Raw genomic sequence first — 25,183 nt, forward strand, 5'->3', positions numbered from 1 at the left:
CATACCGCCGATGCCGCCGCCCGCGCCACCTCTTTCCCTCCCTACTGCCCCGGACGGGTGGGTCCCGCCCGGCCGTGGACCGGACGCGCGCCGCGCAGCGTACCGGTGAGCAGCGCGGCTACCGCCGTCGCCGTCACCACCGCCGCGCACAGCGTCAGGACGGCGGCCGGGGAGGTGCGTTCGGCGAGCAGGCCCAGGGCCGCGTTGGTGGCCAGCAGCGCGCCGCTCTGCACCACCGTGACGAGGGACTGGACCCGGGACAGGTGGGTGTCCGGGGTGGTGCCCAGCACGAGCGGCGCGATGTTCGCCCCGAACGTCCCCGAGCCCGCGCCGATCAGCAGCGACCCGGCGACGGCCGGCACCGGGGACCAGGACACGGCCAGCAGCCCGGTGCCCGCTCCCGCCGCCAGCAGTCCGGCTGCCGCCGCCAGGCCCGGGCGGGCGGCGCCGCTGCGGCGCACCACGGTCAGCGCCGCCGCCACGATGCCCAGCGACTGGGCTCCCACGATCAACCCGGCGGTCTGCGGCCCCCACTCCTGGGCCCGGGCCAGCAGCGGGCCCAGCAGTGTCACCACCGGCAGCAGGAATCCGGCCGCGGCGGCGGTCAGCATCAGCGCCGCGCGCAGCACCGGTTCGCCCCACGCGATCCGCAGCCCGTCGCCGATGTCGGACAGCAGGCCGGGGCCGCCGTCCCGCGGCCGGGGCGGCGGTTCGGTGATCCGGCCGCGCAGCCACAGCAGCACGGACAGCATCGCCGCGAACGTGACGGCATTGGCAAGGGCCGCGCCGCCCAGCCCGGCGGCCGCGACCAGCACCCCGCCCAGCGCGCCGCCGGTGAACATCATCAGCTGCTGGCCCGTCTGGCGCAGGGCGAGCGCCCGGGGAAGCTGCCCGGTGCCCACCAGCCGGCGCGGCATGGAGCCGGAGGCCGGCAGGTAGAAGGCGTCCACCACCCCGATCAGCAGCCCGGCCGAGAGCAGCAGCCACACCGGGGTGCCGAGCCCGGCCACCGCGGCGGCCAGCAGCATGGTGACGGCGATCATCGCGGCGTCCCCGGCGATCATCACCCGGCGGGCCCCGAAGCGGTCCCCGACCGCTCCGCCCACCAGCAGCAGGACCGCCCGGGGCAGGTTGACGGCCGTCAGCGCCAGCCCGGCCACCGTCCCGCCGTGCGCGGACGCGGCCCAGCCGAGCGCGAAGTACATCATCCCGGTGCCGAGCATCGACACCAGCGCGCCCGCCAGCCACACCAGGAACGCGCGCGGCAGCGGGGACCGGACCTCTTCCACGGCCGGGGCCGTGCCGGTGGACACCATGCCGCAGGACACTAGGCCCGGGCACTGACAGGCACCGGGCGTCAGAAGCGGAAGCCGAAGAGGCGGCTGTCCTCGGCGGCGTCCGGTCAGGTCGCAGCCGAGCCGTTCCTGCCGACCGGCGAGTACGGCCCGCACCCTGAGCGGCCGCGGCAGCGGTTCGAGGGTGTGATCCGGCGGTTCAGTACGGGCGGGCAGTGGCGGCAGATGCCGACGGGGTTCGGCGCCTGGCCGACCATTCACAACCGCTTCCTGCAGGCCAAGGGAATCGCCGCGTGCTGCGAGCTGCGAGCTGCGTCCGGTGCGGGAGGTGAGCCAGGCGGTCTCGAAGACCCCGGCGTCTGCGCAGCACCGAGTACGACCGTCGGCGGGGCCAGAAGAATCACCGGTCCGCGCCCGCGCCCCGACCCGCGGGGAGGTCCCGGCCGAAGTGGAACGCGCCTATCGTCAGGCGATGCGCGTGGTAGAAGCGGTGTGCGTCCACATTGGTGGTACCCGAGTCCAGCTCCAGGCGGGTGCACTCTTCCGCCCGGCCTCGCCGCTCCAGTTCGGCCATCAGGTGGGCGCCGATCCCCCGGCCCCGGGAGCCGGGAGCCGTCACCAGGTCGTCGACGAACAGCAGCCGGCCCCGGCTGGTCGCCAGCACACGGTGGGTGGCCGCCCCCAGGGCCCGGCCGGTGGCCATGTCGTACGCGACGGTGAAGCGGAGCCCCTGGGTGTACGCCTCCTCGGCAAAGGCGGTGAAGGCGGTGGCCGTCAACCGGGGGCGCAACGCGCGGATCAGCGGTGCCACGTCGGCGGTCATCCGGGGGTCGTCGGGCGCGAGGTCGGTGAGTACGAGGTCGGTGAGTGTCAGGTCCACAACCCTCATGCTAGGAGCGCGCCGGGTGGTGGCGGAGGTGTCCGTCACGCCCGCCGGGGCGCCCGCGCGCAGGTCACGCACGGTCCGCGCGGCTGGGGACCAACCGACCTGACAGAGAGTCCTTCCCGATGGTGACGGGGCATGTCCGCCGCTGCCAGACTCCGGCACCATGTTCGCCGCTTACATCGAACAGCTCGGCTCCCCCGACACCATCCGGTACGGCGAGCTCCCCCAGCCCGTGGCACGGGCGGGCGAGGTCCTGGTCGACGTGAGTGTCGCCTCCGTCAACCACGTCGACACCTTCGTCCGCTCCGGGGCCTGGCGTACGCCCGTGACCTTTCCCTTCGTCATCGGCCGCGATCTGGCCGGCACCGTCGCCGCCACCGCGCCCGGCACCGGCTTCGAGGCCGGTGAACGCGTCTGGTGCAACAGCATGGGGCACGCCGGCCGGCAGGGTGCCGCCGCCGAGCGCGTGGCCGTCCCCGCCGACCGGCTCTACCGGCTGCCCGACGGGGTCGACCCCGAGGACGCCGTCGCCCTGGCCCACCCCGCCGCCACCGCCTACCTCGCCCTGCACCCGCACGGCCGGGTGCGGGCCGGTGAGACCGTCGTCGTCCTGGGCGGCGGCGGCAACGTGGGCAGCGCTCTCGTCGTCCTCGCCGTGCACGCCGGGGCGCGGGTCGTCGCCACCGCTTCGGCCCGGGACATCGAACGGCTCCGGGGCCTGGGGGCCGACGAGGTCATCGACTACCGCGAACCGGACGTGGTCGGACGGCTCAGAGCCGCCTGCCCCCAGGGGGTCGACGTGTGGATCGACACCTCGGCCCGCAACGACCTGGAGACGGCGGTGGACCTGCTCGCCCGGCGCGGGCGGGTGGTGGTGCTCGCCGGGCTCACCACCCGGCCGGTGCTGCCCGCCGGACCGCTCTATCTGAAGGACTGCTCCGTCGTCGGCTTCGCCATCTCGCAGGCGACCACCGCCGAACTCGCCGCCGCGGCGGAGACCATCGGCACCTTGCTGGCCGCCGGGAAGCTGCGGCCCCCGGCGACGGTGCCGATGCCGCTCAGCGCCGCCGCCGACGCCCACGGCCGCCTCGAACGCGGCGAGGTACGCGGAAAGATCCTGCTCAGGGTCGGCCCGGAAGGCACACCGAACAGAACTTGACGGACCATCGCGGGACGTGTTGACCCCACGTTCGGCCTGCTACCAGAGTTCTCCTCATGAGCGAATCAGTCATTGACAGTTCTCCACTGTTCGAACTGCGTGCGGACATTGCTGTTTCCGCAACCCCGAAAGAGGTCTACGCAGTCGTCAGCAATTTGCCGCGCAGCGCCGAATGGAGCCCCGAATGCCGGGGCGGTGAATGGATCGGCGGAGAGCCCGCGGCGGTGGGCACTGTCTTCCGCGGCGAGAACCTCCGCAGCGAGGAGGTCGTGGCCTGGGCCCCGCTCGTGCGCGGCACCTGGTACACCGAGGCCCGCGTCACGGCGGCCGAGCCGGGCGTGACCTTCCGCTGGATGATGCTCTCGCACGCCCAGGAGGACCAGGAATCCGTCTGGGGCTTCGACATCGAACCGCTCGCCGAAGGCAGCAGGCTGGTCCACCATTTCCGCATGGGAAAGGCGACCGCCGGCATTCACAAGATTGTCTCCGAGCTCGACGAGGATGCTCGAAAGCGATTCGTCGCGGACTGGACCGCCAAGCTGGAACGGGACCTCGACGACACCCTCAAGCGCATCAAGGACGTCATCGAATCCGCATGACGGGTTCCTTCCCGCGTACGTGAAACGGAGTGGGCGAGATGTTTCTGCAAAGAATAAGGAACAAGGGCATCCGGCTCGGGACTCTCTTCGACCGGGCGGCCGCCCGGCACCCCGGCAACATGGTGGTCCTGGACCACGACCTGGACGTCGCGCCCGAGCTGGGCCGGCGCCTGGCCCTGCCCGAGGTGGCCGAGCTGGTCGCCGAGCTGGCGTCGCGGCTGTGGGCCGCGGGGGTCCGCACCGGTGAGCGGATCGTCGTCCACAAGACCGACGGCTTCGACATTTCGCTGATGGCCTGCGCCGCGGCACGGATCGGCGCCGTCCCGGTGCTGCTCTCCCCCAAGCTGGACGGCGAGACCGTCGTCGAGCTGGTGCGCCGGGCCCAGCAGCCCTACCTGGTCACCGACGAGGACAAGCTCACCAACAGCCTTCCGGCCGACGTCTTCGAGGCCGCCAAGAAGGTCCTGCTCACCTCCGGTACCTTCGAGGGCGCCACCCCGCTGGCCTCGTACGCCGGTGCCGCACGGGTCGATCCGATCACCATGCCGCCGGACCACCCCACCCTGATCACCCACACCTCGGGCACCACGGGCACCCCGAAGCTGGCCGTTCACACCGGTCACACCTTCCAGGCCCGCTACCGTCCCCAGGCCACCGTGGTCTCGGTCGTCCGCAGCCGCGAACCGATCGCCATCCACGTCTCGTTCGTGCACTCGCGGATGTTCACCGCCATGCCGATCGCGATCCTCCAGGGCCACCCGCTGATCATCCTGAAGGACGACGAGCCGGAGTCGGTCGCCAAGCTCTTCTCCCAGGTCCCGCCGGGGCTGATCGAAGCGCACCCCAACACCTTCCTGCGCTGGGAGGTGCTGGCCAAGGACCCGCGTGGCCCGCTGAGCAACGTCAAGTACTTCAGCTCCACCTTCGACGCCATCCACCCGCGCACCGTCCACACCCTGCTGGGCGCCTCGCGCCGGCGGCTGCCGCTCTTCGCCCAGGCGTACGGGCAGAGCGAGGTCGGCCCGATCGCGGCGCGCACGTACACCCGCAAGCGCGGCGCCGAGGCGGACGGCCGGTGCGTCGGCTCGCCGTTCCACGGTATGACCAACGTCCGGGTGGTCAGCCGCGACGGCCGCCCGCCGTCGAAGTCCTCGCCGGGCTTCATCGAGGTCCGCAGCGACGGCCGGATCGTCACCTACCTCGGTGAGCACGAACGGTGGGAGAAACAGGTCAACGACGGCTGGTGGCGGATGGGTGACGTCGGCTACCGCACCAAGTGGGGCTGTCTGCACCTGCTGGACCGCGAGGTCGACGAGATCCCCGGCGTGGAGTCCACCCTGGAGATCGAGGACAAGCTCTTCGCCCGGATCGAGGACCTGATCGAGGTCATCATCATCTCCGGCCCCGACGGCCGCCCCGTCCCCGTGGTCTCCACCCGCGACGACAAGCCGCTGGACGAGCGCGTGTGGCAGGACGCCGTGGTCGGTCTGCCCCCGATGGCGGACCCGGTCCGGTGGAAGCTGGAGGATCTGCCGCAGACCGCCACCACCAAGATCAAGCGACTCGAACTGGCCCGGCTGCTGGCGGCCGGCTCCAACGGGAACGGCGACATGTCCTGACCACCGCCCGATCCGGACGTACGCGTGCGCGGGTGGCCTCCCGGAAGGGACGCCACCCGCGCACGCACCCGCTCAGCCCTTGCCGGGCGACCGCGTGGGTGTGCGGCGCCGGCCCTCAACCGCCGCCGCACGCCCAGGCGTTGAGCCCGCGCCGCTCAGCCTTCGCCGTGCAGCCGCCGCAGCAGCTCAGCCGCCCAGGCCTCGTCGTACGCCTCGAAGAGCGGGAAGCCCCCGTTGTCCGGGGAGTCCGTCCAGCGGCACCGCACTCCCGGGTTGTGGACGGCGTACCCGCCCGGTGCGAACAGGTGCGGGCTGCCCTGCACATGCGGCCCCTGGGCGATGTCCCACTGGCCGTACACCTCGGCCCGTCCCTCGCCCGCCCGCAGCGCCTTCGCCAGCGCGTCCGCGTCCAGGTGCTCGCACCCCTTGGCCAGCTCCAGGATCACCGCGTGCACGCCCACTGACCGGCTCTCGGTGTAGAAGGCGCGGCGCAGCGCGATGTCCAGCTCGTCCGAGGCTCGCAGCCCGCCCACCGCGGGGGACTTGGCGGCCTGGACGGCCTCCAGGGCGGGCAGCATGCTGGAGGGGTAGGTCCACTCGGGGGCCGACCAGCGCCGCCAGCCCACCTCGGGGCGGCGGGCGGCTATGGCCGTCAGCTCCACGTCCACAATGAACTTCGGTGTGGGCTCCCGGTTGAACAGTTCCAGCGGGAAGGCCCGGTGGTCGATGAGGACCGGCAGCTCCAGCCGGGCGGAGGTGGCCCGCAGGGTGTGCAGGGCCAGCGCCGCCCAGGGGCAGCCGATGTCCGACCAGACCGTGACGACCGGCCGGCCTTCGTCGGCGCGCTCGGTGTTGACCAGTGCGGAATCGTCGCTCGTCATCCGACCGCTCCCTCGGTGCGTCGCAGCAGTTCCGTCAGCAGGTTACGGGTGATGTGCACCCCGTCGCGGGTGAGTACGGACTCCGCGTGGAACTGGGTGGAGGCGAACCAGGGGCCGCGCAGCCCGTGCACCTCCCCGGTCTCGGCGGACCGGCTCACCTCGACGGGGCCGATCCCCGGGCAGTCCGTCTTGGTCTCCTCGGAGACGGCGGCGAAGGTGTTGTAGAAGCCCACCCTCTCGCGCCGGCCGAAGAGGTCGATCTCGCGCTGCACCCCCTGGTTGGGCACCTCGCGGCGGATCAGCGGCAGCCCCAGCCGCCGGCTCAGCACCTGGTGGCTGAGGCAGACCGCGAGGAACGGGGTGCGGCTCTCCAGCAACCGGCCCACCGCCGCGTCGAGATGGGCGATCTTCGGGTCGGTGAGGTCGCGCGGATCGCCGGGCCCCGGGCCCATGACGGTCAGGTCGTGGTCGGCCGGGTCGTACGGCTCGTCGAACCGGCGCACCGTCACGGTCAGTCCTATCGCGCTGAGTTGCTGAGCGATCATCGACGTGAAGGTGTCCTCGGCGTCCACCACCAGTACCCGCCGCCCGGCGAGGTCCGGATCCGGGGCGTGCCGCTCCCCGGCGTGGGTGAGCCAGAAGTCCGCCAGCGAGGAGTTCCGTTCGGCCAGTGCGGCCCGGACCTCGGGGTTGGCGGAGAGCCGGCTCTGCCCGCCGGACTCCAGGGCGGCCAGCAGACCGGCCGCCTTGGCGCGGGTCTCGGCCGCCTCGGACATCGGGTCGGAGTGGCGTACGAGGGTGGCGCCGACGCCGATCCGCAGCCGCCCGCAGGCCGCGATGTCGGCGGTACGGATGAGGATGGAGGAGTCCAGGGCGTGGCCGCCCTCCCGGTCGCGGCCGAGGAGGGCCACGACCCCGCTGTAGTAGCCGCGCCCCTCGGGCTCGTACTGGTTGATCACCCGGCAGGCGCTCTCCAGCGGGCTGCCGGTGACGGTCGGCGCGAACATCGTCTCGCGCAGGATGTCGCGCGGGTCGCGGTCGCTGTGCCCCTCGATGAAGTACTCGGTGTGGGCGAGCCGGGCCATCTCCTTGAGGAACGGTCCGATGACCCGCCCGCCCTCCGGGCAGATCCGGGACATCATCTTCAGCTCCTCGTCGACGACCATGTACAGCTCGTCGATCTCCTTGCGGTCCGCGAGGAACTCCATCATGGCGGGCAGGCTCGGGCCGGAGGGCGCGTACCGGTAGGTGCCGCTGATGGGGTTCATCACGGCCAGGCCGCCGGTGAGGCTGACATGGCGCTCGGGGGTGGCACCGACGAGGGTGCGCTCCCCGGTGTGGACGACGAACGTCCAGTAGGCGCCGGACTCCCGCTCCAGAAGCCGCCGGAAGAAGGTGAGCGCGGCCCCGGGGGTGTAGCCGGTGATGTCGGCCGAGTAGGAGCGTTTGATGACGAAGTTGGCGCCCTTGCCGGTGCCGATCTCATCGGTCACGACCCGGCGCACGGTCTCGGCGTACGCCTCGTCGTCGATGTCGAAGCCGCCGTCGGTGAGCGTCATCGGGGTGTCCGGGATGCGGCGCAGTGTCTCGGCGACGGTCCGGACCTCCTGGCCGGTGACGGTCATCGCGAGCAACGGGGAGCCGTCCTCGGCACCGACGAAGCCGCGCTCGGCGATCTGCCGGTACGGGACCAGGACCAGGGCGTCATGCCGGGCCTCGCCATCGGCGGCGCCCGCGGGGAGCGGGATGCCGGCCAGGGTGTCGTACGCGCGCACGTCCCCGGTCAGCACGTCGAGCGTGCCCCCGCCGGTGGACTCGGGGCGGTGGAGCAGGGCGAAGGGCGGCGGGTCGGGGGCGAGTATCCGCCCGAGCAGATCCGTCATCAGCCGACCGCCTCCTTGGTCGTGAGCACGACGGCGCAGCGCTGCGCGGCGTACTCCGTGGTCATCCGGTGCCGCTCCAGGGAGAAGTCCGCGACGGCGTCCGCGATCAGGAAGGTCTCGATGTCGTGGGTGAAGGACTCGACGGCGGTCGTCAGGATGCCGACGTGCCCGTAGACACCGCAGATCACGAGCTGGTCCCGGCCGGCCGCGCGCATCCGCTCCAGCAGGTCGGTGCGGAAGAAGGCGCTGTAGCGCCATTTGGTCAGCATCCAGGAGCCGGGCGCGGGCTTCAGCTCGTCGACCACCTCGCGGTCGGCGGGCTCGGCGCGCATGCCCGGCCCCCAGAAGTCCTTGAGCAGCCCGCGCTGCTCGGGCGTCATGCTGCCGGGCTGGGCGGTGTACGCCACCGGCATCCCGGTCGCGAGCGCGTGGGCCCGCAGCCGGGCGGCGTTGGCCAGCAGCGGTTCGCGCAGCTCCGGGGCGAACGGCTGGAGGAAGTAGCGCTGCATGTCGTGGACGAGCAGGACGGCCCGGTCGGGGTCGATGCTCCACCGGGCGGTGTTGTCGGGCAGGTCGCCTCGCTCGGGAAGCGGGTACGGCGGGATGGGGGCGATGCCGGCCATGGGTGTGCCTGTTCCTTTCGTGAGTGGTCCGTTCCGGTCGCCGGACACCGCCGAGGGTGCCCGGGGGGTCAGGCCCCCAGGGAGGCGCCGCCGTCCACGGTCAGGTCGTGCAGGGTGATCTGGGCGGCCCGGTCGGAGAGCAGGAACGCCACTGCCTCCGCGACGTCGTCGGGCCGGCCGATGCGGCGCAGCGGGATGCCGACGCGGTACGCGGAGGGCGAGCCGTCCAGGGTGTGCTGCTCGGCCTCCCGGTCGTGCCACATGGAACGGAGCATCGGGGTGTCGGTGGAGCCGGGGGCCACGGTGTTGCAGCGGATGCCGTACTGGGCGACTTCCAGGCCGAGCGACTTGACGAGCTGGGTCGCGGCGGCCTTGGAGGCGGCGTAGGCGGCCATCCCCGCCCGGGGGGTGACGGCCGCGTTGGAGGTGACGGTGACGAGCGCGCCCCGGGCGCGCGGGATCATCCGGTTGACGACCGCGCGCGTCACGTTCAGCACCCCGGTGACGTTGACGTCGAGCATGGCCCGCCAGTCCTGGTCGGTGATGTCGCTGACCGGGCCCAGGCGCAGCACCCCGGCGGCGTTGACCAGCTGGCCGACGGGCCCCACCTGCTCCTCGACGGCCGCCACCATGGCCTCCACCGCCGCGCTGTCGGACACGTCGACCGGGAAGTCCACCACCTGGAGGGACTCCGCGCGGAGCTTGGCGACCTCCTCGGCCAGCCGCACGGCGTCGCGGTCGACCGCGACCACCGTCGTGCCCTGCTCGGCGAGCAGCCGGACCACGGCCGCCCCGATGCCGCCGGCGGCCCCGGTGACCAGTGCTGTCTGCTCTTCCACCTGAACTCTCCTTCGTACGAGGGTGGTACGGGTGTGTTCTCGGGGTGCTGCTCCGGACGCGTGTCTCGCGCGTTCCGGCGGTTCAGCCGCGCCAGGCGGCGATGACCGAGACCGCCTGGGAGGCGGTGAGCCGGGGGTCGCAGAAGCTCGTGTACTTCTCCCCGACCTGGTGGGCCCGGGTTTCGTTGCGCACACACTCGGTCACGTCGTCGGGGGTGGTCTCCAGGTGGACGCCGCCGGCGATGCCGTCGGCCGAGCGGACGGCGGTGAGGAAGCCGCGCACTTCGCGCTCGACGTGGTCGAGGTAGCGCGTCTTGAGCCCTTCGGCGGTGGTCACGGTGTTTCCGTGCATCGGGTCGCAGAGCCAGCTCACCGGGTGTCCGGCCTCCCGTACGGCCGCCACCAGCGCGGGCAGCCGCTCCCTGACGGTGTCCGCGCCCATCCGGGAGATGAGGGTGAGGCGGCCGGGCGAGCGGGAGGGGTCCAGCCGCTCGCACAGGGCGAGCAGCTCCGGGACGGTCATCGAGGGGCCGACCTTGCAGGCCACCGGGTTGGCGATGGCGGCGAACAGCTCCACATGTGCCCCGTCCAGCGCCCGGGTGCGCTCGCCGATCCACGGCAGGTGGGTGGAGGCCAGCCACAGGGCGCCCGATCCGTCCCGGCGGAGCATCGGCAGCTCGTAGTCGAGCAGCAGCCCCTCGTGGCTCGTCCACACCAGCGGGTCGATGGGCCGGGCCCGCTCGCGCGGGACGCCGCCCCAGCCGAGGTGGCCCATCACCTCGCCCGCCGCGTCGTAGCCGGTCAGCAGCCGGGCCGGGTCGGGGACACGGCCCTCGGGGGCGGGTTCGGGGCTGTTGACCATGTGGCCCCGGTAGACAGGCAGTTCGACCCCGCTGACCTGCTCCGTCGGCTTGGAACGGGGCTTGGCGAACTGGCCCGCGATGCGGCCGATCCGGACGACGGGCCGGTGCGAGGCCATCTTCATGGCCCCGGCCATCAGGTCGAGGACGGCTGCCTTCCGGGCGACGTATCCCGCGCTGGACTCCATGGGGTCCTCGGCGCAGTCGCCCGCCTGGACCACCTGGGCCTCGCCCCGGGCCACCTGGGCAAGGACCGACCGTAAGGCCTGGACGTCCTCGAACCGGACGAGGGCCCGGCGGCCGGCCAGCTCTCTGCTCACGTCTTCCAGGTGTTCGGCATCCGGCCACTCCGGCTGCTGGAGTGCGGGCCTGAGCCGGATCTCGGACACGACGTTGTCCACTGGTGCCTCCACGGTCGCATGGCGCGAGCGGGGAACGCTCGCTGTCGGGGGTGAGTCGGTGCGGCGTCGGCGAACCCGTCGCGGGCGTCGTCGGAGACGAGGCGGCGTCCGGGACGTCCCGCGCCACTCGGTTCCGGTATGACCCGAGCCCGCGGGTCGGAAGGGGACGGCCGTCCCGCCCTGGTCCGGCTGCCGATCCTGGGCCGGATCGGGTCGAGTGCCAACCAACGGGCCAGCAGTTCGTCAGGTGACGCGGATTCCATCAGGTCTACCCGCGTCCAGCGGCCCGGACCTGACGGACTACCCGGGCCGAACTGGGCCGGCCAAGCGGAAACGTTGCACCATGAGCCCGCTCCCGACCCCTGCTCTGCGCCCGATCCGGGGCGAGGGAGTGCCTTGCCGGTCAGTGCCGGACGGGCCTGCGCACCCGGTGCGGTGCGTCGCGGGGCCCGGCCGCCGTCCACGTCGCGGAACCGGCGCGGACGTCCGGCCCCACCGCGAGGCTCAGGGCGCCCTGGAACCCGGCCCCGATCGGCACGACACCTCTAGGCCCCTGGAGATCTCTCATCATGACATCGCGCAACAACTCCGGCCTTCCCCGCCGTACGTTCGTCACCGTCGCAGCCGCGGCCGCCGCGGCGACCGCCGGATCGGTGGTGCCGGCGGCCGCCGCCACCGCCTCCCACCGGCCCCCCGGTCCCCGCGGCGGATCGGTGGTGGTCCGCACGACCGCGGGCCGTATCGCCGGGCAGCGGCTCGACGACGTCACCGTCTTCCGCGGCGTCCCCTACGCGGCCCCGCCCGTGGGACCTCTCCGCTTCGCCTCCCCCCGGCCGCCCGAGCCGTGGAACGGGGTGCGGGACGCCACCGCCTTCGGCGCGCCCGCGCTCCAGACCGACTACCTGCCGGACAGCAGCGAGGACTGTCTGTACGCCAACATCTGGACCCCGAGCACCACCGGCCGCCGGCCGGTGGTCGTCTACATCCACGGCGGCGGCTGGTTCCTGGGGGCGGGCAGCGAACCCGACTACGACGGCGCCAAGCCGGCCGTGCACGGCGACATGGTCGTCATCAACTTCAACTACCGCCTGGGGTTGCTCGGCTGGGGCCTCCACGAGGAGTTCACCGACCCCAGCACCCGGTCCTTCGCCAACTGGGGGCTCCAGGACCAGGCGGCGCTGCTGCGCTGGGCCCAGGCCAACGCTGCGGCCTTCGGCGGCGACCCGGGCAACATCACGCTGGCCGGCACGTCGGCCGGCGGGTCCAGCACCTGGCAGCTGAGTCTGCTGCCACAGCTGCGCGGGGTGATCAGACGGGCGGTGCCCATCAGCGTCAAGCACGTCTGGAACCCGGCCAGTTCGACCACCCCCCAGGAGTCGCGCGAGGTCTACGCGCTGCTCGCGTCCCGGCTCGGCACGACGGTCGCCGGCCTGCGCACCGTACCGGGGCACGACCTCAAGGCCGCCTGGGAGGAGCTGTACTCCGGCGACCCCGCCGACCGGCCGGTGACCGGCTGGCGCGAGTACCGGGGTCCGGTGCCCGACGGGCAGTGGATGCGCGGCTTCGACCACGAGCTGCCCACCCCGCAGATACCGATCATGCCGATCTACGCCCGTACCGAGGGCTCGTTCTTCACCGGCGGACCCGGCTACCCCTACCCCGGCTCCCACCCCACGAACGACGCCGAGCTGCGCGAGGCGGTCTTCATGGTGCTGCGCAAGGGCAGTACCCGGGTCGGCTACCGCGATGTGGACGAGGCCATCGCCTTCTACCGCAGGGCGGCCGTGCGGGGCGGGCTGCCGCAGGACCCGATGTCGATCTGGACGGAGATCTGGGGTGACGGCCTCTTCCGCTACCAGATCATCCGGCTGGCCGAGCGGCACGCCCGCGAGGGCCGCTCCCCGCAGTACCTCATGGAGTTCGCCCACCCGGTGCGCGCCCCCTACTCCGGCACCCCGCACGAGGCGACGTCGAAGTTCCTCTTCGGCTCGCACGCGCTGCCCGCAAACGAGCCCGCCTACGGCAACGGCCCGCTGGAGCGCCAGGTCTCCGACACCCTGATCGATCTGATCGCCTCCTTCGCCCGCGACGGCCGCCCGGTCTCACCGAATGCCCCCGCGTGGCCGGTGTTCGCCCCGCTGCGGCCCACGACGATGGTGGTCGGTGGCCAGGACGTCGCCCGCGTCTCCACGACCTTCAAGACGGACCAGCTCCGCTACTGGGACCGGGCCGGCTGGGTGCCCCGTACCTGATTCGCTCGGCCCGACTTCCGTACAGCGCTGTTGACACGGGAACACGAGGAAAGGAACCGAGGCACTATGTGTGGACTCGCAGGCTGGGTCGGCTACGACCGCGATCTCTCCCGACTGGGCGCCACCGCGCAGGCCATGACCGCCACGATGGCATGCCGGGGCCCGGACGACGAGGGGGTGTGGACCGCCCCGCACGTGGCTCTCGGCCACTGCAGGCTCTCGGTCATCGACCTGGAGGGCGGCCGTCAGCCGATGCACGTGTCCGCGCCCGATGACGGACTGCCGACCGTCGTCTATACCGGTGAGGTCTACAACTTCCTGGAGCTCAAGGAGGAGTTGAGCGGTCTCGGCCACGAGTTCCGCACCTCCAGCGACACCGAGGTCGTGCTCCACGCCTACCTCCAGTGGGGCGAGAACTTCGCGGAGCGGCTCAACGGGATGTACGCGCTGGCCATCTGGGACCCGCGCACCGAGGAACTGCTCCTGGTGCGGGACCGGATGGGCGTCAAGCCGCTCTTCTACTACCCGACCCGCGACGGGGTCCTCTTCGGCTCCGAGGCCAAGGCGATCCTCGCCCACCCCGAGGCCGAGGCGGTCGTCGACCGTGAGGGGCTGGCCGAGATCTTCGCCATCATCAACACTCCCGGCCACGCCGTCTTCAAGGGCATGCACGAGGTGGTCCCCGGCACGATCGTCCGCTTCACCAGGGAGGGCCGCTCGGCCCGCACCTACTGGGAGCTGACGGCCCGCCCGCACGGCGACGACCTCGACACCACCATCGCCCGCGTCCGCGAGCTCCTGGACGACATCGTCCGGCGCCAGCTCATCGCGGACGTCCCCGTGGGCACTCTGCTCTCCGGCGGGCTCGACTCCAGCGCGCTGACCGCTTTGGCCGCCAAGGCCTTCCGGGACCAGGGGCGCGCCGAGCGGGTCAAGGCGTTCTCGATCGACTTCAAGGGCAACGACGAATCCTTCGCCGGCAACGGCATCTGGCAGGACCCCGACACCCCGTACGCCGTCGAGGTCGCCGAGAAGTGCGGCGCCGAGCACATCATCGTCGAGCTGGAGAACGCCGACGTCCTGGACGAGTCCATCCGGGCCCGGGTGCTGCGCTGCCAGGACCTGCCCATCTCCACCGGCGACATGGAGCACTCGCTGCTCCACCTGTGCACCGCGCTGAAGCGGCAGGTGACCGTCGCGCTGTCCGGGGAGACCGCAGACGAACTCTTCGGCGGCTACAACTGGTTCTTCGACAAGGAGGCCGTCGAGGGCGACACCTTCCCGTGGTACGACGCCTGGCGCCGGCTCGGCGGGCTCGACACCATGAAGGAGATCGGTCTCTGGGACCGGCTCGGTCTGGAGGAGTACGTCAAGACGCGCTACGCCGAGGCTCTGGCGGAGGTCCCCCGGCTGGAGGGCGAGTCCGGCCGCGAGGAGCGGATGCGGGAGCTGCTCTACCTCAACATCTCCCGCTGGGAGAACTTCCTGCTCGACCGCAAGGACCGGATCAGCATGGCCGCCAGCCTGGAGGTCCGGGTCCCCTTCACCGACCACCGGCTCGTGGAGTACGTCTTCAACGTGCCGTGGGAGATGAAGACCTTCGACGGCCGCGAGAAGAGCCTGCTGCGCGCGGCAACCGCCGACGTACTCCCGGAGTCGGTGCTCACCCGCAAGAAGAGCCCCTATCCCTCCACCCAGGACCACGAGTACGTGCGGGCGCTGCGGGACAAGGTCGCCGCCCTGCTCCACGAGGGCTCGCCGGTGCTGGACCTGGTGCCGGCCGAGGGCATCCAGCGGCTGCTGGACAAGCCGCTGGAGTCGTACGCCGGGCTCGGCGGGCTGTGGGGGACGCGGGCGGTGATGGAGCGGCTCGTCGAGTTCAACTCCTGGGTCACCGAGTACAGGGTCCGGGTCGAGGCGTGACAGCGACCGGCACCCCGCAGACGTCTGTGATCCCACGACGGAGGGATGAGTTGATGTACACCACCGTGCCGCCTTTCGACGTCGACCACTCGTCCGAGTGGGGTGCGGACCGGCTGGATCTCGACGCCTATCTGCTGCGGCTCGGATACGAGGGGGCCCGGGACAACTCGCTGAAGACCCTTCAGCAGCTGCACCGGGCCCATATGAGCACCATCTGTTTCGAGAACATCGACATCGCGGTGGGCCGCACGGTCTCGCTCGACATGGCGGACCTGGAGCGCAAGCTGGTCCGCTCCGGCCGCGGCGGCTACTGCTACGAGAACAACCTGCTGTTCGCCGCCGCACTCGACCGCCTCGGTTTCCCGGTGCTCCGGATGCTCTCGCGCATCCGGGAGGGCGACTCCCGGCGGCGCTTCCGCTCGCACACCTCCCTGCTGGTGCGGGCGGTGGACGAGCCGGAGACGGTGTGGCTGGCCGACCCCGGTTACGGTTACGCCGGGCTGATCGAGCCGGTCCCGCTCCGTGACGGCGTCCGCTCGACCGTGGCGAGCTGGAGCTGGGAGCTGGGGGTGGACGACGGCCACTGGGTGCTGCGGTCCAGGGACGGGGAGGGCCGCTGGAGCGACGTCTACGCCTTCCGGCCCGAGCGCCAGTACGAGGTCGACTACCGGGCGGCGCACTATGTCAGCTCCACCCGGCCGGGCTCCCCGTTCGTCAACCGGTTGGTGGCGCAGCGGGGTTCGGAGACCGTACGGTACCGGCTGCGCAATGACGTCCTGGTCACCGACCACCCCGACGGGCGCACCGAGCGCGCCGTGCTCGCCCCGGACGAGGTGGTGGCCGCCCTGCGGGAGAAGTTCGGTCTCACCCTGACCGACGAGGACGTCTCGCTGCTCCTGGGGTTCCTGCACCGGGGGGAGAGCGCCGCCGCCTCCTGACGGACCCTCGCACACGAGGAGAGCCCCGGCACCCGGTGCCGGGGCTCTGGCCCTGCGTACGTCTTGGCGGAAGCTTCTACAGGAGCGAGACGATCGCCGGCCCGAAGGCCGCGCCGAGCAGATAGCAGAGATTGAACAGACCGATGGCGGCGGGTCGTTCCTCGTCGGGGACCGCCTTGGTGGAGTGCACCGCGAAGACGCCCTGGCCGGAGGCGGCCGCGATCGAGGCGAGGGCCTGCGCGAGCAGCAGCAGGATCGCGACGGTGCTCGCCGAGGCCAGCACCACCCCGGCGGCGCTGAGAGCGACCAGGGTGATGATGACCGGCTGCCGGCCCACCTTCGCCGAGAGGGCCACCACCACCCAGGAGAGCGCGCCACCGAGCAGCAGCGGCCACACCATGGCCCCGCCGATCGTGCCGCTCGACCACGAGGTGTGGTCCGAGAGGGAACTGGGCACCGCGAACATCAGCCCGAAGTTGACCGCCGCGAGCAGGAACGCCAGCACCGAGGAGATCAGGAAGACGGGGCTGCGGACCACCACCGCCGGGACGAACCCCTGCGGCTTGAAACGCAGATGCCGGACCAGGGCGGCGATCGTCAGCACCGAGAGCACCCCGGCGACCGCCGGGTAGTGCGGGACGAAGACCAGGGCCGTGACCACGGCGGTGAGCAGTACCGCGCCGAGACCGTCGAAGGAGGCGGTGGAGGTCGGCCGGGTGGAGGCCCTTCCTATGATGACGAGCAGACCGATCAGGCTGATCGCGGGCAGGGCCAGGGTCGCCTGCCAGTTGATCGCGTCGTTGACCAGCGAGCCGACCAGCGGCGCGGTGGAGCCGACCACCGCGAGCGAGGCGGTGACGAAGCCCATCGAGCGGGCGGAGTTCGTCAGGCTCATCGCGATGGAGGTGAGACCGGCGGTGCCGAGCGCCTGGAGCGCGCAGCCGATGATGACGGCCGGCAGCACCGGCACGGTGAGCACCAGCAGTGCGCCCAGCAGCACCAGCGCCCCGCAGCCGGCGAGCGCGGTGCGCGCGCCCCGGTGCCGCAGCAGCCCGGCCATCAGGGGCGTGCCCACCGCGATGCCCCAGCCGAAGGCGGTCACGCCCCAGGTGACGGTGCCGGTGGTGGTGGACAGGTCACGGGCGATGTCGTCGAGGATCAGCGCAGGTCCGGCGATGCCGAACGAGAGCGGTCCGGCCATCAGCCCCAGCCAGTAGGTGGGGATGCGGGGGGTGTCGGGTGCCGGGTGGTCCGCGCCCTCGGGGCGCGCGGTGCCCGGACCCGCGAGAGATTCACTCACGGTTCCTCCAGGGGTGAGGGGTGGGGCGTCGGCTCCGTCTGTGCGGGGCCCGGCACCGGAACCGCCCGGCGGACCGGGCGTCGAGCGGTCGAACGGTCACGTGGCCGGGCAGGCGTCCCGGCCACGGGGACGTACGGTCGTGCGGGCCCGCGCTCAGGCGTCGAGCGTCGGGTAGTCCGTGTAGCCGCGGTGGTCACCGCCGTAGAAGGTGGAGGGGTCCGGCGAGTTGAGCGGGCCGCCGACCCGGATACGGCGCTGCAGGTCGGGGTTGGCGAGCCAGAGCGAGCCGAGGCTGACCGCGTCGGCCAGGTCGTCCTGGAGGACCTCCAGCGCGGTCTCGGGGGTCACGAAGGCCTCGGTGCCGGTCTTGTGCGGGTTGAGGATCAGCGTGCCCGGCCACTCGGCCCGGATCAGCTCGGTGACTTCGCGGTGGCCGAACTCCATGACGTGGACGTAGGCGAGGTTGTACGGCGCCAGCGTGCGGATCAGCGTGCGGTACAGCTCGGCCGGGTCGCTCTCGCTGACGCCCTCGCTGGTGGAGCCGGGCGAGATGCGGATGCCCACGCGCTCGGGGCCGATGGCGTCACTGACGGCCCGCGCGACCTCGTCGGCGAACCGGACCCGGTTCTCCACCGAACCGCCGTAGACGTCGGTGCGGTGGTTGGAGCCGTCGGCCAGGAACTGCTGGATCAGGTAACCGTTGGCGCCGTGCAGCTCCACGCCGTCGAACCCGGCGTCCACTGCGTACTTGGCGGCGGAGACGAAGTCCTCCACGGTCTGCGCGATGTCCTCGAGGGTCATCTCGCGCGGGACGGGGTGGTCGACCATGCCGTCGGGGGTGTACATCTGCCCGCCGGTGGCGATGGCCGAGGGCGCGACGGGAAGGGCACCGTCCGGGTAGAGGCTGGGGTGGCCGACCCGGCCCGAGTGCATGAGCTGGACGAAGATCCGGCCGCCGGCGGCGTGCACCGCGTCGGTCACCCGGCGCCAGGCCCCGGCCTGCTCGGCGGAGTGCAGACCGGGGGTGTCGATGTAGCCCTGGCCGATCACGCTCGGCTGGGTGCCCTCGGTGATGATCAGCCCGGACCCGGCGCGCTGGGCGTAGTAGTCGGCGGTGAGCGCGTTCACGGAACGGTCGGCGGAACGGCTGCGGGTCATCGGGGCCATCACCAGGCGGTTCGGCAGGTTCATCTTGCCCACGCGCAGCGGTGCGAACAGCTCGTCCATGGTCTCCTCCATCGGGTTGTGATCATCGGGAGATGTCCTGATCGCAACGGTAGGAGCGGCGCTCACGCGGGGAATCCGTAATCTCTACTGCTCCCGGTACGTAGTTCACGGGCAAGTAGCATGGGACCGTATACGGATGGCATGCGGGCGGGTCTGGTAGCGGGTGGAGGGGACGTCGGTGCTGTACGGGCGAACCACCGAGCAGGAGCGGCTGACGCAACTGGTGGCCGCGGCACGTGCCGGGTGCAGCGGTGCACTTCTGGTACGCGGTGAGGCGGGGATCGGCAAGACGGCACTGCTCGACTGGCTCGCCGAGACGGCGGCCCGGGCGGACGCGGAGAGCGGGGACGACGGACGCGAGCTGCGTATCTTACGGGTCACCGGTATCGAGCCGGAAGCGGATCTGGCCTTCGGCGGCCTGGTCCAGCTGCTGTGGCCCGTGCAGGGGCGCCTGGACGCCCTCCCCGAGCCGCAGGCCGCGGCTCTGCGGGCGGTCCTGGGCACCGGGGCGGAACAGCGCGGCCCCGACCGCTTCCTCACCGGTCTCGCGGTCCTCACGGTCCTGGCGGATCTCGCCGAGGACGGCCCCCTTCTCTGTCTGGTCGACGACGCCCAGTGGCTGGACCAGGCCACGAGCGAGGCCCTGCTGTTCGCCGCCCGCCGGCTGGCCGCCGAGGGCGTGGCGATGGTGCTGGCCGGCCGGGACGACGGCTTCTCCGCCCCGGGCATCCCCGAGCTGCGGCTGACCCGGCTGAGCTTCGAGGACTCCTCGCGGCTGCTGGCCGACCGGGGCAGGGCCCCCGCACTGCGCTCCCAAGTCATCACCGAGTCCGCGGGCAACCCGCTCGCCCTCATCGAGTTCGACTCCGCGCGGCGTGACCAGCCGCACCAGCATGCCCCGCTGCCCGTCGCGGACCGCGTGTTCTCGGCCTTTCGATCACAGATCGGCAGACTGCCGGAGCGCACCCGGCTGATGATGCTCATCGCGGCCGCCGAGGCGCGCGGCGACCTGCCCCTGCTGCTGCGCGCCTCGGAGCTGCTGGGCGTGGACCTCGGCGATCTGGAGGAGGCCGAGCGGTCCGGCCTGATGTACGTCATGGACGGCACTGTCACCTTCCGGCACCCGCTGATCGCCTCGGCGACGTACCAGGGTTCGGTGCTCGCCCGCCGGATCGCCGTGCACCGGGCGCTGGCCGAGGCGGCCACCGACCCCGACTGCCGCGCCCGCCATCTGCTGGCGATCTCCACCGGCCCCGACCAGGACGTGGCACTGGAGCTGGCCGAGGCGGCCCGGCGCGCCCGGGGCCGTACGGCGTACGCGGCGGCATCCGGCCTCTTCCGGCACGCCGCCCGGATCAGCACGGACCAGGAGCAGCGGGCTTCCTGGCTGACCGAGGCGGCCGCGCTCGCGCTCGCCGGGGGCCATGCCGCGCAGGCGGACCTGCTCGCCGAGGAGGCCGGCCCGCTGACGGGCGACCCGGCCGTCGGGGCCCGGATCGCCTCGGTGCGGGCGGCCGTCGTCTTCGAGCTGGGCGACCAGAGCGAGGCGGCCCACGGACTGCTGGCCCGCGTCGGGGACGCCGCAACGCCCGGGACCTCCGGCATGCTCCGTACGGCCGCTGCCTACGGCTGGCTGGCCGGGGACGGGGACACCGTGCGCGCCGCCGGTGCCCGGCTCGCGGCGGGCGGGTGCTCGGACCCGCTGGTGGAGGGGTTGGAGCGGCTCTGCGAGGACGACGCCGAGCACGGACTGCCGCTGCTCGCCCGGTTCCTGGAGCGGAGGCTCGACGCACCCGACACCCGTGACGTGGACGAGCAGGCCGTCCGGATGCTCGCGCTCACCTGCGGCATGATCCTCGGTGACGACGAGGCGGCGCTCGACCTGGCCTCGGCGGAGGTCCGGTGGTGCCGCTCCCAGGGACTCATCGGTGAACTGCCCTACGCCCTTGATGTCCTGGCGCACAATCAGGTTCTGGCAGGCCGCCACCGGGACGCCGAGGCGAACGTGACGGAGGCGGAGGAGATCGCCCGGGACACCGGGATGCACCATCGGCTGGCCCGGCTGGCCGCCGTGCGCGCGCGGATCGCCGCCATCGAGGGGAACGCCCAGCGCGTACGGGAGCTGACCGACGGCACTCCCGAGGCCCTCTGTACCGGGCTCGACTGCGCGCGCGTCCTGCTCGACCTGGGGCTCGGCGACTTCGACTCGGCCCTCACCCGGCTGACCTCGCCGCCGCCCGGCCCCGACCGGTACACCTGGCTCTCCCTGTCCACCGCCGCCGACCAGGTGGAGGCGGCGGTCCGGATCGGGCAGCCGGAGCGCGCCGAGGAGGCGTTGCGGCACTTCGAGAACTGGGCCCGTGCCGGGGACCGGCCCCGGACCTCCGTCACCGGCGCCCACTGGGCGCAGGCGGTGGTGCTCAGATGCCGGGCCCTCCTGAGCGACCAGCCGGAGCACTACACCCAGGCGCTGCACCTGCACGAGAAGGGCGGCCGCCCCTTCGAGCGCGCCCGTACCGAGCTGCTGTACGGGGAGTGGCTGCGCCGGGCCCGCCGGCGCAAGGAGGCCCGGGAGATGCTGCGTTCGGCGCTCACCACCTTCGAGCGGCTCCAGGCGGAGCCCTGGATGCGCCGGGCCCGGTCCGAACTCCAGGCCTCCGGGGACCACTTGGTGACGGCCAGGATGCTGGCGGACAACCTGATCGACCGGCTGACCCCACAGGAGCTGCAGGTGGTGCGGCTCGCCAAGGACGGCAGCAGCAGCCGGGAGATCGCCGCGCAGCTGTTCCTGAGCCCGCGCACGGTCGAGCACCACCTGTACAAGGCGTACCCGAAGCTGGGCGTGGGCTCCCGCCAGGAACTCGTCCTCCTCGACCTCTGAGGCGCCCCCGCGTCCGCGGCACGGCGCCGCCCGCGGGGGAATCGGACGGAAGATGTTCACCTTCCCGTCCGTTTCCCTCGCGGTCCGCTGCTCCGGCCCCCTGACAGACGCTCCGCACGGGGGTCCGGCCACCTCCTGCGCCGCCGGCCAATACGGCGAAAAGTGCGCTGCCTACCGCCCCGCGCCGTTCTACGGTGCCCGGACCACCTCCCCCCCGAAGATCAGGGAATATTACGCTTCTGAGCGGTGCCGGTGGCGGAGCGGCGACGCGGCCGCGTGGGCCGCACCGGGCCGCTGACCAGAGATGTTGCCGGGCCGCACAACGGGGGATCTTGTGTTAAGACACGAAGCCGAGGCGAACCTCGACGCTGTGGCCATACTGGAGTTGTTGGCCTCCGACGCACCGCCCGACCGATTCGAATCGCTCCTCACCCGGGCCCGTTCCTCGGGAATGCCCGGACCGCAGCTGGACCGCCTGGAGAACGCGAGGAAACTCGGCCTGCACATCTACTCCCAGCTCGACCGCCGCCACCAGCGCGAGGCCAGTCTGTCGGCCCTGGTGGACATCGCCCGTGAGCTGTCCGCCCCCTACGACCTCAAGACCCTGCTCAAGGTGACCACCCGCCGGGCCCGGATGCTGCTCGGCGCGGACATCTCCTACATCACCCTGCTCACCTCGGAGAAGGGCACCGCCCGGGTGGAGGCCAGCGACGGGCACGTGTCGTCGTTCCATGTGGGAATGCGGATCCCGCAGGGCGCCGGCAGCAGCGACGTCCTGACCACCTCGGCGCCCTTCTGGAGCGCGGACTATCTCGCCGACGCCCGGTTCCCTCATCACGAGCGGCTGGACGAGATGGTGCGGGCGGAGGAGCTGCGCGGCATCATGGCGGTCCCCCTCTGCCACAGCAGCGGGCCGTTCGGGGTGCTGCACGTCGCGGACCGCGAGCCCCGCCACTTCTCGGCGGACGAGGTGTCCCTGATGAGTTCGCTGGGCGATCTCGCGGGGGCCGTCATCGAGAAGTCCCGGCTGATGGACCGGACCGCGGCCGAGGTGGAGATGCTCCAACGCCGCACCGATGAGGCGGAGGCCGGCCACCGGCAGTGGCAGAAGGTCTGCGACCTCCACGAGTTTCTGATGTCCCAGGTGCTCTCCGGGTGCGATCCGCAGAGCCTGGCCGAGGCGGCGGTCGACGGCCTCGGGGGCGTACTGACCCTCTGCGCGGGCGACGGCACGGTGCTGGCCTCCACCGCCGGGGCACAGCGCGACGACGAGCTGATGATCCCCCGGGCGATGATGGACGCCCATGCCGAGGGCAAGGCGGTCCAGGTCGAGGACGGCCTGTGGGCGGCCCCGGTCGTGATGAGCGACGAGAACCTGGGCGCGGTCCTCCTGCGCACCGAACGGCCGCTGCGGGAGTCGGGCATCCGGCTGCTGGGCCTGGTGGCGCAGGCCACCGCCGTCCTACTGCTCCGGCAGAACAGCCACGGCATCGTGATGGAGAGCCAGGCCCGTGACGGCCTGCTCGACGACCTGGTCAACCGGGCCCGCTCCACACGGGAGTTGGACCGGCGCGCCCGAAAACTGGGCGTCGCCCTGGAGAAGTCGTACGTCGTCGTCGTGGCCAGCCCGGTCGGCGACGCCCGGCGCAAGGCGATGATCTGGGCCTCCTCCTACGCGCACCGCAACGACGGGCTCAAGTCGGAGCAGGCGGGCCGGGTGGTCTTTCTGCTCCCCGGCGCCGACGCGGCCAAGGTCGCCCGCGAGGTGCACAACGACCTCTCCCCGCTGCTCCGGCACCTGGTGACGGTCAGCGCCGCCGGCCCGGTCTCCGGCGCGGGTCCCATCCACCGCAGCTATCTGGAGGCGCTGCGCTGCCTGGAGGTGATGGGCGCGCTGGGGCTTTCCGGCCGGTCGGCCGCCGCCTCCGAGCTGGGCTTCCTCGGGCTGCTCGTCTCCGACGACCACGATGTGGACGCCTTCATCGAGTCGGTGATCGGCCCGGTGGCCCGCTACGACGACCAGCGGCTCACCCAGCTCACCGACACGCTGGAGGCCTTCTTCCACGCCTCCGGCTCACCCACCCACGCGGCGAAGACCCTTCATGTGCACCCCAACACCGTCGCACGCCGGCTGGAACGGGTCAGTGAGCTGCTGGGCGAGGGGTGGCAGCACCCCGATCGTGCCCTGGAAGTCCAACTGGCCCTGAAGCTCCGGCGGATGCGGTCGGCCCTGATGGGACGGGAACCGCTGGCCGGCGGCCACCGCGCCGGCGGCGACGGGGAGTGAGCCGCAGTCGCCCTCAGCACAGGGCGCGGGCCTCGTCGCCCATGCGGCTGAGGGCGACCACGGCGTGGGCGGCCGACGCGAGGGTGACGTGCCGGTGCCAGCCGGCGAAGGAGCGGCCCGTGTAGTCGCGGATGCCCACCCGCTCGGCGATCTCCCGGAAGTCGTGGTCCACCCGGTCCACGAGCCGGGTGAGCCGCAGGAGTTCGGCGGCCGGGGTGTCCGTCATCGTGGTCAGCCACAGCTCGCCGGGCCAGGCCCGCCCGTGCTCGCCCACCCCGAGCAGCACCAGGTCCCCGCCGCGGCGGCGCGGCACCCGCACAGGGCTCGGTATCCGGGTCCGGACCACCCCGACCAAACTCCGGCGGGCCGGGCGCCCCGGCCGGTGGGCACGCCAGGCCACTGGCCGGCGCAGGTCCCGTGCGGCCGCCATGATCTGGTGCGCCGTCGACGTACCGCTCCGGCCGCGCAGCAGCGGATCGGTGACCTCGAGGCGGGTGCTGCCCGGCACCCGGGCCAGCACCTGCACGCCGGCCGCGTGGTACGAGCGCACCGTGGCCGCCGCGTCCGCCGCGTCGGTGGCGTGCCCGTCGAGCACCACCGGGCGGTCCGGCAGCCCCCAGGACCGCATCATGCCCAGATACGCCTCATGGGCGCAGTCGGCGAGCGACTCGGATGCCACGGCTTCCGGTATCGAGGCCTGCAGCCGGCGGGCGCCGTCCTCCAGCCAGGCGTCCGAGAGGTGCAGCCGCCAGTTGACAGGGAAGCTGCCGGTCTCGGAGGCGGCCCACACTCCCACCGCGTACTGGGCATTGAGCACCTGGCCGGTATACGGCAGGAACTTCCGCTCCACCCCGACCGAATTCTCCCCGGCCTTCGGGATGACCATGGACCGGGCGACCCACGCCTGCGGTGGTGCGACGCTCACCACGTGCTCGGCCAGGGCGCGGCGGACCGGCTTCCACCCCCAGGTGGAGCTGGCGACGAAGTGGTGCAGGCTCTGTTCGGTGGCGCTGCCGCCCAGGACGGCGGCGATGTTCCGTATCGACTTGCGGCCCTCGGCCGCGATCAGCGCCTGGAGGTAGTGCATGCCCCTCCGCCGCTGGTCACTGCGGGGCAGGGAGAGGAACAGGCGCGATCCCAGCTCCGCGAGAACGAAGTCCTCCACCCCGGAGACGTCGAGCGGCAGGCAGTGTTGCTCGTCCGATGAACGGTTGTCTGTGTGAAGAGCAGCAGCGGAACTCATTCCTGACCTTCCCTCCCGGCTATGCCTCTGGGTCCTTCGTTCCCTACGGTGCGTGCCGGGCGGTGACATGCCTAGGTGCTCCGGACA

At 72.3% G+C, this 25,183-nt stretch carries 18 protein-coding genes and 1 pseudogene; 9 read left to right on the forward strand and 10 right to left on the reverse strand.

Translation table 11 applies throughout. The features are described 5' to 3' along the window. Window positions 1-41 precede the first annotated feature (41 nt). Window positions 42-1,316, reverse strand: coding sequence for an MFS transporter (locus ABD299_RS16190; RefSeq protein ID WP_344262951.1), 1,275 nt, complete (start codon window positions 1,314-1,316; stop codon window positions 42-44). A gap of 108 nt (window positions 1,317-1,424) precedes the next feature. Here ABD299_RS16190 and ABD299_RS25165 point away from each other — a divergent pair. Then, window positions 1,425-1,556: pseudogene (locus ABD299_RS25165) on the forward strand (IS5/IS1182 family transposase); the annotation flags it as partial. A 139-nt stretch (window positions 1,557-1,695) separates the two neighbouring features. Here the strand turns inward: ABD299_RS25165 and ABD299_RS16195 are convergent. Further along, window positions 1,696-2,175, reverse strand: a complete 480-nt coding sequence (locus tag ABD299_RS16195) for a GNAT family N-acetyltransferase (protein ID WP_344262953.1) — start codon at window positions 2,173-2,175, stop codon at window positions 1,696-1,698. A gap of 169 nt (window positions 2,176-2,344) precedes the next feature. On the opposite strand from ABD299_RS16195, the gene ABD299_RS16200 reads away from it, so the two are divergent. The 3 genes from ABD299_RS16200 to ABD299_RS16210 are packed head-to-tail and all read left to right on the forward strand — an operon-like array spanning window position 2,345 to window position 5,558. Beyond that, window positions 2,345-3,340, forward strand: coding sequence for an NADPH:quinone reductase (locus tag ABD299_RS16200; protein WP_344262955.1), 996 nt, complete (start codon window positions 2,345-2,347; stop codon window positions 3,338-3,340). A 56-nt stretch (window positions 3,341-3,396) separates the two neighbouring features. Then, window positions 3,397-3,939 (forward strand): SRPBCC family protein, encoded by a 543-nt coding sequence (locus tag ABD299_RS16205; RefSeq protein ID WP_344262957.1) that lies wholly within the window; start codon window positions 3,397-3,399, stop codon window positions 3,937-3,939. Between the two features lie 38 nt (window positions 3,940-3,977). Further along, the gene (locus ABD299_RS16210; protein ID WP_344262959.1) at window positions 3,978-5,558 is read left to right on the forward strand and encodes a class I adenylate-forming enzyme family protein; all 1,581 of its coding nucleotides are present in this window, start codon (window positions 3,978-3,980) and stop codon (window positions 5,556-5,558) included. Between the two features lie 155 nt (window positions 5,559-5,713). On the opposite strand, the gene ABD299_RS16215 is transcribed toward ABD299_RS16210, so the two are convergent. From ABD299_RS16215 to ABD299_RS16235, 5 genes are all read right to left on the reverse strand, one after another. Continuing rightward, complete coding sequence (locus tag ABD299_RS16215) at window positions 5,714-6,439, reverse strand: DsbA family oxidoreductase (RefSeq protein WP_344262961.1); 726 nt, start codon at window positions 6,437-6,439, stop codon at window positions 5,714-5,716. Beyond that, window positions 6,436-8,322 (reverse strand): anthranilate synthase family protein, encoded by a 1,887-nt coding sequence (locus ABD299_RS16220; protein ID WP_344262963.1) that lies wholly within the window; start codon window positions 8,320-8,322, stop codon window positions 6,436-6,438. Before ABD299_RS16220 ends, ABD299_RS16215 begins: the two co-directional genes overlap by 4 nt. After that, window positions 8,322-8,945, reverse strand: coding sequence for an isochorismatase family protein (locus tag ABD299_RS16225; protein ID WP_344262965.1), 624 nt, complete (start codon window positions 8,943-8,945; stop codon window positions 8,322-8,324). The genes ABD299_RS16220 and ABD299_RS16225 overlap by 1 nt, the downstream gene beginning before the upstream one ends. 68 nt (window positions 8,946-9,013) lie before the next feature. Next, on the reverse strand, window positions 9,014-9,784 hold the full coding sequence (locus ABD299_RS16230) for a 2,3-dihydro-2,3-dihydroxybenzoate dehydrogenase (RefSeq protein WP_344262967.1): 771 nt from the start codon (window positions 9,782-9,784) through the stop codon (window positions 9,014-9,016). Between the two features lie 82 nt (window positions 9,785-9,866). After that, window positions 9,867-11,045 carry a 3-deoxy-7-phosphoheptulonate synthase gene (locus ABD299_RS16235; RefSeq protein WP_344262969.1) on the reverse strand — a complete coding sequence of 393 codons (1,179 nt, stop codon included), beginning with the start codon at window positions 11,043-11,045 and terminating at the stop codon, window positions 9,867-9,869. A 569-nt stretch (window positions 11,046-11,614) separates the two neighbouring features. On the opposite strand from ABD299_RS16235, the gene ABD299_RS16240 reads away from it, so the two are divergent. The 3 genes from ABD299_RS16240 (at window position 11,615) to ABD299_RS16250 (ending at window position 16,158) form a co-directional block, all read left to right on the forward strand. Next, window positions 11,615-13,297 (forward strand): carboxylesterase/lipase family protein, encoded by a 1,683-nt coding sequence (locus ABD299_RS16240; protein WP_344262971.1) that lies wholly within the window; start codon window positions 11,615-11,617, stop codon window positions 13,295-13,297. Window positions 13,298-13,363: 66 nt separating this feature from the next. Continuing rightward, on the forward strand, window positions 13,364-15,220 hold the full coding sequence (gene asnB, locus ABD299_RS16245; protein ID WP_344262973.1) for an asparagine synthase (glutamine-hydrolyzing): 1,857 nt from the start codon (window positions 13,364-13,366) through the stop codon (window positions 15,218-15,220). A gap of 53 nt (window positions 15,221-15,273) precedes the next feature. Beyond that, a complete protein-coding gene (locus ABD299_RS16250; RefSeq protein ID WP_344262975.1) occupies window positions 15,274-16,158 on the forward strand; it encodes an arylamine N-acetyltransferase family protein in 885 nt (294 codons plus the stop codon). A gap of 76 nt (window positions 16,159-16,234) precedes the next feature. Here the strand turns inward: ABD299_RS16250 and ABD299_RS16255 are convergent, their stop codons facing one another. Both ABD299_RS16255 and ABD299_RS16260 read right to left on the reverse strand, forming a co-directional pair. Continuing rightward, window positions 16,235-17,458 carry an MFS transporter gene (locus tag ABD299_RS16255; protein WP_344262977.1) on the reverse strand — a complete coding sequence of 408 codons (1,224 nt, stop codon included), beginning with the start codon at window positions 17,456-17,458 and terminating at the stop codon, window positions 16,235-16,237. A gap of 153 nt (window positions 17,459-17,611) precedes the next feature. Beyond that, entirely contained in the window at window positions 17,612-18,697 is a 1,086-nt protein-coding gene (locus ABD299_RS16260) for an alkene reductase (protein WP_344263259.1), read from the reverse strand. A 166-nt stretch (window positions 18,698-18,863) separates the two neighbouring features. On the opposite strand from ABD299_RS16260, the gene ABD299_RS16265 reads away from it, so the two are divergent. Together ABD299_RS16265 and ABD299_RS16270 are read left to right on the forward strand one after the other, a co-directional pair. Next, on the forward strand, window positions 18,864-21,566 hold the full coding sequence (locus ABD299_RS16265) for a helix-turn-helix transcriptional regulator (protein ID WP_344262979.1): 2,703 nt from the start codon (window positions 18,864-18,866) through the stop codon (window positions 21,564-21,566). A gap of 388 nt (window positions 21,567-21,954) precedes the next feature. Then, entirely contained in the window at window positions 21,955-23,853 is a 1,899-nt protein-coding gene (locus ABD299_RS16270; protein WP_344262981.1) for a helix-turn-helix domain-containing protein, read from the forward strand. Window positions 23,854-23,866: 13 nt separating this feature from the next. Here ABD299_RS16270 and ABD299_RS16275 read toward each other — a convergent pair whose 3' ends face one another. Next, window positions 23,867-25,096 carry an IS701 family transposase gene (locus ABD299_RS16275; protein ID WP_344262983.1) on the reverse strand — a complete coding sequence of 410 codons (1,230 nt, stop codon included), beginning with the start codon at window positions 25,094-25,096 and terminating at the stop codon, window positions 23,867-23,869. Window positions 25,097-25,183 lie beyond the last annotated feature (87 nt).

It is taken from the genome of Streptomyces sodiiphilus (genome assembly GCF_039529215.1).
Classification (GTDB): domain Bacteria; phylum Actinomycetota; class Actinomycetes; order Streptomycetales; family Streptomycetaceae; genus Streptomyces; species Streptomyces sodiiphilus.

Coding starts and splice junctions, on each gene's coding strand:
- ABD299_RS16190 (WP_344262951.1), bottom strand. CDS start 1,316: ATGGTGTCCACCGGCACGGCCCCGGCCGTGGAAGAGGTCCGGTCCCCG.
- ABD299_RS16200 (WP_344262955.1), top strand. CDS start 2,345: ATGTTCGCCGCTTACATCGAACAGCTCGGCTCCCCCGACACCATCCGG.
- ABD299_RS16205 (WP_344262957.1), top strand. CDS start 3,397: ATGAGCGAATCAGTCATTGACAGTTCTCCACTGTTCGAACTGCGTGCG.
- ABD299_RS16210 (WP_344262959.1), top strand. CDS start 3,978: ATGTTTCTGCAAAGAATAAGGAACAAGGGCATCCGGCTCGGGACTCTC.
- ABD299_RS16215 (WP_344262961.1), bottom strand. CDS start 6,439: ATGACGAGCGACGATTCCGCACTGGTCAACACCGAGCGCGCCGACGAA.
- ABD299_RS16220 (WP_344262963.1), bottom strand. CDS start 8,322: ATGACGGATCTGCTCGGGCGGATACTCGCCCCCGACCCGCCGCCCTTC.
- ABD299_RS16225 (WP_344262965.1), bottom strand. CDS start 8,945: ATGGCCGGCATCGCCCCCATCCCGCCGTACCCGCTTCCCGAGCGAGGC.
- ABD299_RS16240 (WP_344262971.1), top strand. CDS start 11,615: ATGACATCGCGCAACAACTCCGGCCTTCCCCGCCGTACGTTCGTCACC.
- asnB (WP_344262973.1), top strand. CDS start 13,364: ATGTGTGGACTCGCAGGCTGGGTCGGCTACGACCGCGATCTCTCCCGA.
- ABD299_RS16250 (WP_344262975.1), top strand. CDS start 15,274: ATGTACACCACCGTGCCGCCTTTCGACGTCGACCACTCGTCCGAGTGG.
- ABD299_RS16260 (WP_344263259.1), bottom strand. CDS start 18,697: ATGGAGGAGACCATGGACGAGCTGTTCGCACCGCTGCGCGTGGGCAAG.
- ABD299_RS16275 (WP_344262983.1), bottom strand. CDS start 25,096: ATGAGTTCCGCTGCTGCTCTTCACACAGACAACCGTTCATCGGACGAG.